Below are 1095 nucleotides of genomic sequence, written 5' to 3'. Positions count from 1 at the left end.
GCAGTTTGATTATCAGTTTAATTTAGAGCATTTGTCAGACATTACTACGCTAGGCTTTGCTCAGGTTGAACAGTTCTTCGCTCCAAACGTTTTGCCTGAGTTAACTCAAGCAGATTCTCTCGGTGAAACTGTACTTTCTACACTTCAGTTTGAAAGGCTTGATCAGGCGGCTATTGAGGTTCGCGAATTTGGTGTAATCGTTGAGCATTCTCATAATAATGACACGAGGCAGTTTGATGTTGATCTTTCAGAAAACACTTCGTTAGTCGATATTACTCTTAAACCTGGCAAAAACGAGATTTCGTTAGAAGTTACGGCGTCCTTACAGATGCCGTATTCAGGGCTTGAGTGCGAATTAGACGAGAGGTTACGAAATCTCGTACTGCTAGATGACGGGGGCGAAAGTACCGAAGAAACACAGAACGCTGTATTAGAGCTCCAAGGAATGCGGCGGAATGTAGAACAGGTTTTAACTTATAATTTCGTAATATTTCGAGATGAAGCTGATGAGCTTGAAATTACCGACTTTGCTAATCCTCTAGCTCTGTTTGATGAAAATTCACTTGAATCGAATAATCTTTCACTATCAGGTGATTATTTGGTACTTGGTTCGCCAAAGGAAGATAGTTCTTCAGCCGGTGAATTTACTGCTCTTCAGATACAGAATGACCTTGACGGCTCGATTGTCAATGAATTCTCAGAGGACTCTGGCGCTGTTTATATCTATGAAAGAAATGCAAACGATTCTTGGGAGTTAGTCTGGATGTTGAAGGCTCCAAATGCTGAGCCAGGCGATAAATTTGGTCAATCTGTGTTTGTGGACGGCGAGCTATTGGTAGTTTCTGCCCCTGGTGAAGATAGCTCTGCGCAAGATGTGTACACTAACTATACTGCAGAAGGGGACTATTCAAGTGCGCTCTCTCAAGAACTTGAAAATGCCAGCGCTAGCAATCTTTCTCCTGAATCTGGCGCAGTCTACCTTTATGTGCTGCAGCGAGATGGAAGTTGGGCACTTCACTCTTATATCAAAGCAAAGGAAAATGTTCGAGGTGCCTCCGGTTTCGACAAAGGGTTTGGTGAGCAAATTGCGTTAAG

1 protein-coding gene is annotated in these 1095 nt (G+C 42.9%); it reads left to right on the top strand.

Annotation, left to right across the window (positions count from 1 at the left end):
- Positions 1–31: 31 nt before the first annotated feature.
- On the top strand, positions 32–1095 hold a 1064-nt coding region (locus A3729_RS19440; RefSeq protein ID WP_197475936.1), incomplete at its 3' end, for an FG-GAP repeat protein.

The organism is Oleiphilus sp. HI0043 (assembly GCF_001634935.1).
This window is presented reverse-complemented; position numbering and strand designations above follow the sequence as displayed.